The sequence below is a fragment of the Mesorhizobium sp. M7A.F.Ca.US.005.03.2.1 genome (assembly GCF_003997795.1).
In the GTDB taxonomy this organism is placed as follows: domain Bacteria; phylum Pseudomonadota; class Alphaproteobacteria; order Rhizobiales; family Rhizobiaceae; genus Mesorhizobium; species Mesorhizobium ciceri.
On record NZ_RZRP01000371.1, the window covers coordinates 1 to 5992 of the forward strand.

At 62.0% G+C, this 5992-nt stretch carries 7 protein-coding genes; 6 read left to right on the forward strand and 1 reads right to left on the reverse strand.

Annotation, left to right across the window (positions count from 1 at the left end):
* Window positions 1–219: 219 nt before the first annotated feature.
* The 3 genes from EN991_RS20195 (at window position 220) to EN991_RS20205 (ending at window position 2799) form a co-directional block, all read left to right on the forward strand.
* Window positions 220–639 (forward strand): helix-turn-helix domain-containing protein, encoded by a 420-nt coding sequence (locus EN991_RS20195; RefSeq protein WP_013527901.1) that lies wholly within the window; start codon window positions 220–222, stop codon window positions 637–639.
* Window positions 640–808: 169 nt separating this feature from the next.
* Window positions 809–2074: a methionine adenosyltransferase gene (gene metK / locus EN991_RS20200; protein ID WP_024503461.1), complete on the forward strand. Its 1266-nt coding sequence runs from the start codon at window positions 809–811 to the stop codon at window positions 2072–2074.
* A 23-nt stretch (window positions 2075–2097) separates the two neighbouring features.
* The gene (locus EN991_RS20205) at window positions 2098–2799 is read left to right on the forward strand and encodes a tRNA (guanosine(46)-N(7))-methyltransferase TrmB (RefSeq protein ID WP_024503462.1); all 702 of its coding nucleotides are present in this window, start codon (window positions 2098–2100) and stop codon (window positions 2797–2799) included.
* Between the two features lie 60 nt (window positions 2800–2859).
* Here the strand turns inward: EN991_RS20205 and EN991_RS20210 are convergent, their stop codons facing one another.
* Complete coding sequence (locus tag EN991_RS20210; RefSeq protein ID WP_127369389.1) at window positions 2860–3033, reverse strand: hypothetical protein; 174 nt, start codon at window positions 3031–3033, stop codon at window positions 2860–2862.
* Between the two features lie 298 nt (window positions 3034–3331).
* On the opposite strand from EN991_RS20210, the gene rimP reads away from it, so the two are divergent.
* The 3 genes from rimP to EN991_RS20225 all read left to right on the forward strand — a co-directional run.
* Window positions 3332–3976, forward strand: coding sequence for a ribosome maturation factor RimP (gene rimP, locus EN991_RS20215; RefSeq protein WP_013527897.1), 645 nt, complete (start codon window positions 3332–3334; stop codon window positions 3974–3976).
* Window positions 3977–4025: 49 nt separating this feature from the next.
* Entirely contained in the window at window positions 4026–5621 is a 1596-nt protein-coding gene (gene nusA / locus EN991_RS20220; protein ID WP_013527896.1) for a transcription termination factor NusA, read from the forward strand.
* A 38-nt stretch (window positions 5622–5659) separates the two neighbouring features.
* Window positions 5660–5992, forward strand: a 333-nt coding sequence (locus tag EN991_RS20225; RefSeq protein WP_127369390.1) for a DUF448 domain-containing protein, incomplete at its 3' end; no start/stop codon positions are given.

The window sequence follows — 5992 nt, forward strand, 5'->3', positions numbered from 1 at the left end:
AACGGAATGCTGATCATGTTGCTGTTTGCCGTTGGGGCAGCGCTGTTGAACGTAAGGCAAAGGCTACGGGTGAATTGACAGCCAACACATTAGAAACTCATACTGTAAGTGCCTGAAAATTTCTCGAAGCCGGTGGATCGTTCTGTTGGGGCAGTTGCCTCCGGCTTTGTTTGGGCAGGAAAAAAATAGAGAAAGCCGAAAAAATTCGGCGAGGAAAAAATGACAGAAGATAACAAGAAGAAACCGAATCCGATCGACATCCATGTTGGCAGTCGCATTCGGCTTCGCCGCAACATGCTTGGAATGAGCCAGGAAAAGCTGGGAGAAAACCTCGGCATCACATTTCAACAGATTCAGAAATATGAAAAGGGCACCAACCGCGTCGGCGCCAGCCGTCTGCAGGCGATCGCGTCCATACTCGGCGTGCCTGTCGCTTTCTTTTTTGAGGATGCGCCCGGCCAGGAGCCTGTGGCGGGCCGGGGATTTGCCGAGGACGCTTCGATGGCTTTCGCTGTCGAATTCTGCGGCAGCCCTGAAGGCCTTCAGCTCAACCGGGCCTTTGTCAAGATCGCCGACGCCAAGGTGCGCCGCAGGATCATAGACCTGGTCAAGTCCCTCTCCGCCGACGATCCCGACTGATCCTCAATCACGCCAGGACCGGCGGCGCCCCGCCGCCGGTGGCACAAGATAACGGCATCGACATTCATGCCAGAGCCGAAGCACCGCTTGACGAGCGGCGCTTCGCCCCGCTAACACGTGGCGCGCCAAAATCGGCAGCCTGCCGATCGTTTTTCAAGAGGGGACACCCGTGACGCGGCAGAACTACTTCTTTACCTCGGAATCCGTTGCCGAGGGCCATCCCGACAAAGTCTGTGACCGGATTTCCGACGAGATCGTCGATCTGGTCTATCGCGAAGCCAAGAAGACCGGCATGGACCCGTGGAAAGTCCGTGTCGCCTGCGAGACGCTGGCCACCACCAACCGTGTCGTCATCGCCGGCGAAGTGCGCGTCCCGGAAACGCTGCTGAAGAAGGACAAGGCAGGCAACATCCTCAAGGATGCCGCCGGCCATCCGGTCGTCAATCCGGCCAAGTTCAAATCGGTCGCCCGCAAGGCGATCCGCGAAATCGGCTACGAGCAGGCCGGCTTCCACTGGAAAACGGCGAAGATCGAGGTTCTGCTGCACGGCCAGTCGCCTGACATAGGCCAGGGCGTCGACAACGCTGCCGACCGTCAGGGCGAAGAGGGTGCCGGCGACCAGGGCATCATGTTCGGTTATGCCTGCCGCGAGACGCCGGATTTGATGCCGGCGCCGATCTACTACAGCCACAAGATCCTCGAACTGCTGGCTGCTGCCCGTCACGAAGGCAGCGGTGAAGCCGGCAGGCTCGGGCCGGATGCCAAGAGCCAGGTCACCGTTCGCTATGTTGATGGCAAGGCCGCCGAGGCGACGCAGATCGTGCTGTCCACGCAGCATCTCGATGCGAGCTGGGATTCAAAGAAGGTCCGCAAGGTCGTCGAACCCTATATCCGCGAGGCGCTGGGCGACCTCAAGATCGCCGACGATTGCATGTGGTACATCAATCCGACCGGCAAGTTCGTCATCGGCGGGCCGGACGGCGACGCCGGCCTGACCGGCCGCAAGATCATCGTCGACACCTACGGTGGTGCCGCACCCCATGGCGGCGGCGCCTTCTCCGGCAAGGACACCACCAAGGTGGACCGTTCGGCAGCCTATGCGGCGCGCTACCTGGCCAAGAACGTGGTGGCGGCGAAACTCGCCGACCGCTGCACCATCCAGCTTTCCTACGCCATCGGCGTCGCCCAGCCGCTGTCGGTCTATGTCGACTTGCATGGTACCGGCAAGGTCGACGAGGCAAAGCTCGAGGACGCGCTGCGCACGGTGATGGATCTGTCGCCGTCGGGCATCCGCCGTCACCTCGATCTCAACAAACCGATCTACGCCAAGACGTCGTCCTACGGCCATTTCGGCCGCAAGGCCGGCCGTGATGGGTCTTTCTCCTGGGAAAAGACCGATCTCGCCAAGGCGCTCAAGGACGCGGTCGCCGCCTGACAGCGGCGCCGCGAAGTCCCGCCATGGATCCGAAGGACAGACCAAGCCGCGCGACCGAAGCCTTTTTCGGTCGCCGGCGCGGCAAGACCATGCGTCCGCAACAGGCGGCCGCGCTGGAAAGCGGCTTCGGTGTATATCGGCTCGATCTGGCGGCCGAGCCGCCGGCCGATCTGCAAACTCTGTTTCAAACCGATGTCAGCGCGGTTCGCCTCGAGATTGGCTTCGGCGGTGGCGAACATCTCCTGCACCGCGCGACCGAGGCGCCTTCGATCGGCTTTATCGGCGTCGAGCCCTTCGTCAACGGCATGGCCAAGATGATGATGGCGGTGCGCGAGAAACCGCTCGCCAATCTGCGGGTTTATGACGACGACGCCACAAGGCTGCTCGACTGGCTGCCGCAGGCCTCGCTCGGCGGCCTCGATCTGCTCTATCCCGACCCCTGGCCGAAGAAGAAACACTGGAAGCGACGTTTCGTAAGCCCGGTCAATCTCGAGCGGTTCGCGCGCGTGCTGAAGCCTGGTTCAAAATTCCGCTTCGCCTCCGACATCGACACTTATGTCAACTGGACCTTGCTGCATTGCCGCGCGCATGGCGCGTTCGCATGGCAGGCTTGCGAGGCGGCGGACTGGCACCGGCCCTATGATGGTTGGCCGGGCACCCGTTACGAGGCCAAGGCCATTCGTGAGGGCCGGCGGCCCGCCTATCTTACCTTCATTCGGAAATAAGCTCGCGGTCTTAGAGCAATTCCAGGAAAAGTGTGAAACGGTTTTCCGTCCGGAATTGCGTCAAAGCTGGAAGCGGCGGCCGATGCGATCGAAGGCGGCAGGCTCGACGCCGAGGTTGCGCAGGTCGTCGGCGCGCGGCCTGCGACCGGCTTCCACGGCCCGTGAAGCGGCCACGGCGCTGCCGAATACGGTGAAGAAGTCGCCTATTGCAGAAAATATCTTGCGATTGCTCATGATCATGTCCTTTCGCGCACGTGTGACGCACGGCCACCTTTGTGCAGCGCAGGGTAAGTAGGTGCGTTTCAGCGCCGATCCCATGGGGGCCGCCGCATGGGCGCCATGCGCTCCATGCAACGCTGGCGGGGCCACCTCGATGGCAGCGTTGCCCGACCAGCATAGCGGGCTTGAAACACAGGCCGCGATCGTCTATATCAGCCTCAAATTCTTGGTCGGTATGACGAAGAGTGGGTCCACCCGGTCCCGCTCTTTTTTATTACCTGCCGATAACTTGGTAGAGAACGACAGGGCTTCAATGACTGCAACGGCAAGCGAGGGCGACGATCGCATCATCCGCGAAAGCGGCATCGATGCGCGCATCGCGCTGATCGTCCAGCCGGTTCTGCGCGGCATCGGCTTCCGCCTCGTGCGGGTGCATCTGTCGGGCCAGAACGGGCTGACGCTGCAGATCATGGCCGAACGCGAGGACGGCACCATGACCGTCGAGGATTGCGAAGAGGTCAGCCGCGCGGTGTCGCCGGCGCTCGATGTCGATGATCCGATCGAAAAGGCCTACCATCTTGAAGTCTCGTCGCCCGGCATCGACCGGCCGCTGGTCCGCAAATCGGATTTCACGACCTGGACGGGTCATCTGGTGAAGATGGAAACATCGATCGTCGTCGCCGACCGCAAGCGCTTCAAGGGCAAGATCGCCGAAGCCGGCGAAGACGATGTGCTGATCGAGCGCGACAAGGCAGCCTATGGCGAGGAGCCGACGGTGCGCGTCCCCTATGACGCGATTGCCGATGTGCGCCTGATCCTGACCGACGATCTCATCCGCGATGCCCTGTCGAAGGACAACAGGGCGCGCAAGGAAGCCAAGAAGCGCCGCGGCGAACCGGACGACGACGAGTCGGGTGCGGAAGCGGACGCCACGGAAGAACACGAACAGGAACTATGATTGAGCTGCCGGGCGCAAAGGTCCGGCAAACAAGCTCGGGAGAAAAACGATGGTTGTAAGCGCCAACAGACTTGAATTGCTGCAGATCGCCGACGCGGTCGCGCGTGAAAAGTCGATCGACAAGTCGATCGTCATCGCCGCCATGGCCGATGCGATCCAGAAGGCGGCGCGCTCGCGTTACGGTCAGGAGACCAACATCCGCGCCGACATCAACCCGAACACCGGTGAGATGAAGCTGCAGCGGCTGATGGAAGTGGTCGAGAAGGTCGATGACTATGCCACGCAGATCGCCATTTCCTCGGCTCGCGAGCGCAATCCCGACGCCCAGCTCGGCGACTTCATCGCCGAACAGCTGCCGCCCATGGATTTCGGCCGCATCGCCGCCCAGTCGGCCAAGCAGGTCATCGTCCAGAAGGTCCGCGAGGCCGAACGCGACCGCCAGTATGACGAGTACAAGGACCGCATCGGCGAGATCGTCAACGGTACCGTCAAGCGCGTCGAATACGGCAATGTCATCGTCGATCTCGGCCGCGGCGAAGCGATCATCCGTCGCGATGAGCTGATCCCGCGCGAGAACTACAAATATGGCGACCGCGTCCGCGCCTATGTCTACGATGTGCGCCGCGAGCAGCGCGGCCCGCAGATCTTCCTGTCGCGCACCCATCCGCAGTTCATGGCCAAGCTGTTCACCATGGAAGTGCCGGAAATCTATGACGGCATCATCGAGATCAAGTCGGTCGCCCGCGACCCAGGTTCGCGCGCCAAGATCGCCGTCATCTCGCGGGACTCTTCGATCGATCCGGTCGGCGCCTGCGTCGGCATGCGCGGCAGCCGCGTCCAGGCCGTCGTCGGCGAATTGCAGGGTGAGAAGATCGACATCATTCCGTGGTCGCCTTCTGCGGCGTCCTTCATCGTCAATGCGCTGCAGCCGGCGGAAGTCGCCAAGGTCGTGCTCGACGAGGATGCCGAACGCATCGAAGTCGTGGTTCCCGACGACCAGCTGTCGCTGGCCATCGGTCGCCGCGGCCAGAATGTGCGTCTGGCTTCGCAGCTGACCGGTTGGGATATCGACATCCTGACCGAAGCCGAAGAATCCGAACGCCGCCAGAAGGAATTCGTCGAGCGTTCGTCGCTGTTCATGGAAGCCCTCGACGTCGACGAGATGGTCGGCCAGGTGCTGGCCTCCGAAGGCTTCACCAGCGTTGAGGAAGTCGCTTATGTCGATTCCGGCGAGATCGCCTCTATTGACGGTTTCGACGAGGACACCGCTTCCGAAATCCAGACCCGCGCCCGCGAATATCTGGAGAAGATCGAGGCCGAGCACGACGACAAGCGCAAGGCGCTCGGCGTTTCGGACGAATTGCGCGAAATCCCCGGCGTCACCACCGCCATGATGGTGACGCTTGGCGAGGATGGCGTGAAGACGATCGAGGATTTCGCCGGCTATGCCGCCGACGACCTGACCGGCTGGAAGGAACGCAAGGACGGCGAGACAAAAGTCTATCCGGGCGTGCTGGCCAATCATGGCGTGACCCGCGCAGACGCCGAACAGATGGTTCTGGCCGCCCGCCTCAAGGCCGGCTGGATCACCGAAGACGAGCTTGCAGCCGAAGAAGTCTCGGCTGACGAAGCCGTTGGTGCGTGAGGTGAAACCGCATCGCACCGAACCCGCCCTTGGACGAGATGAACGATCGCACCTGCATCGTTACGCGCAAACAAGCCGAACCGGATGATCTGATCCGGTTCGTCGTCGGCCCGGATTCGGCCGTCGTTCCCGACATCAAGAGAAATCTGCCCGGCCGCGGTTGCTGGGTGAGCGCCGACCGCCTACATATCGACAAGGCTGCGGCGAAGAACCTCTTTGCCCGCGCCTTCAAGGCACAGGTGGTCGTGCCGCCCGATCTTGGCGGCATGGTCGACGGGCTGCTTTCCAGGCACGCTCTGGGCATGCTTGGTCTTGCCCGCAAGGCAGGCGCAATTTCGCTTGGTGCTACCAAGGTCGAGAGCGCGGTGCGC

What these genes read in the sequence shown, in the direction of transcription:
- EN991_RS20195 (WP_013527901.1), top strand. Translation starts at nt 220, where the DNA reads ATGACAGAAGATAACAAGAAGAAACCGAATCCGATCGACATCCATGTT.
- EN991_RS20205 (WP_024503462.1), top strand. Translation starts at nt 2,098, where the DNA reads ATGGATCCGAAGGACAGACCAAGCCGCGCGACCGAAGCCTTTTTCGGT.
- EN991_RS20210 (WP_127369389.1), bottom strand. Translation starts at nt 3,033, where the DNA reads ATGAGCAATCGCAAGATATTTTCTGCAATAGGCGACTTCTTCACCGTA.
- rimP (WP_013527897.1), top strand. Translation starts at nt 3,332, where the DNA reads ATGACTGCAACGGCAAGCGAGGGCGACGATCGCATCATCCGCGAAAGC.
- nusA (WP_013527896.1), top strand. Translation starts at nt 4,026, where the DNA reads ATGGTTGTAAGCGCCAACAGACTTGAATTGCTGCAGATCGCCGACGCG.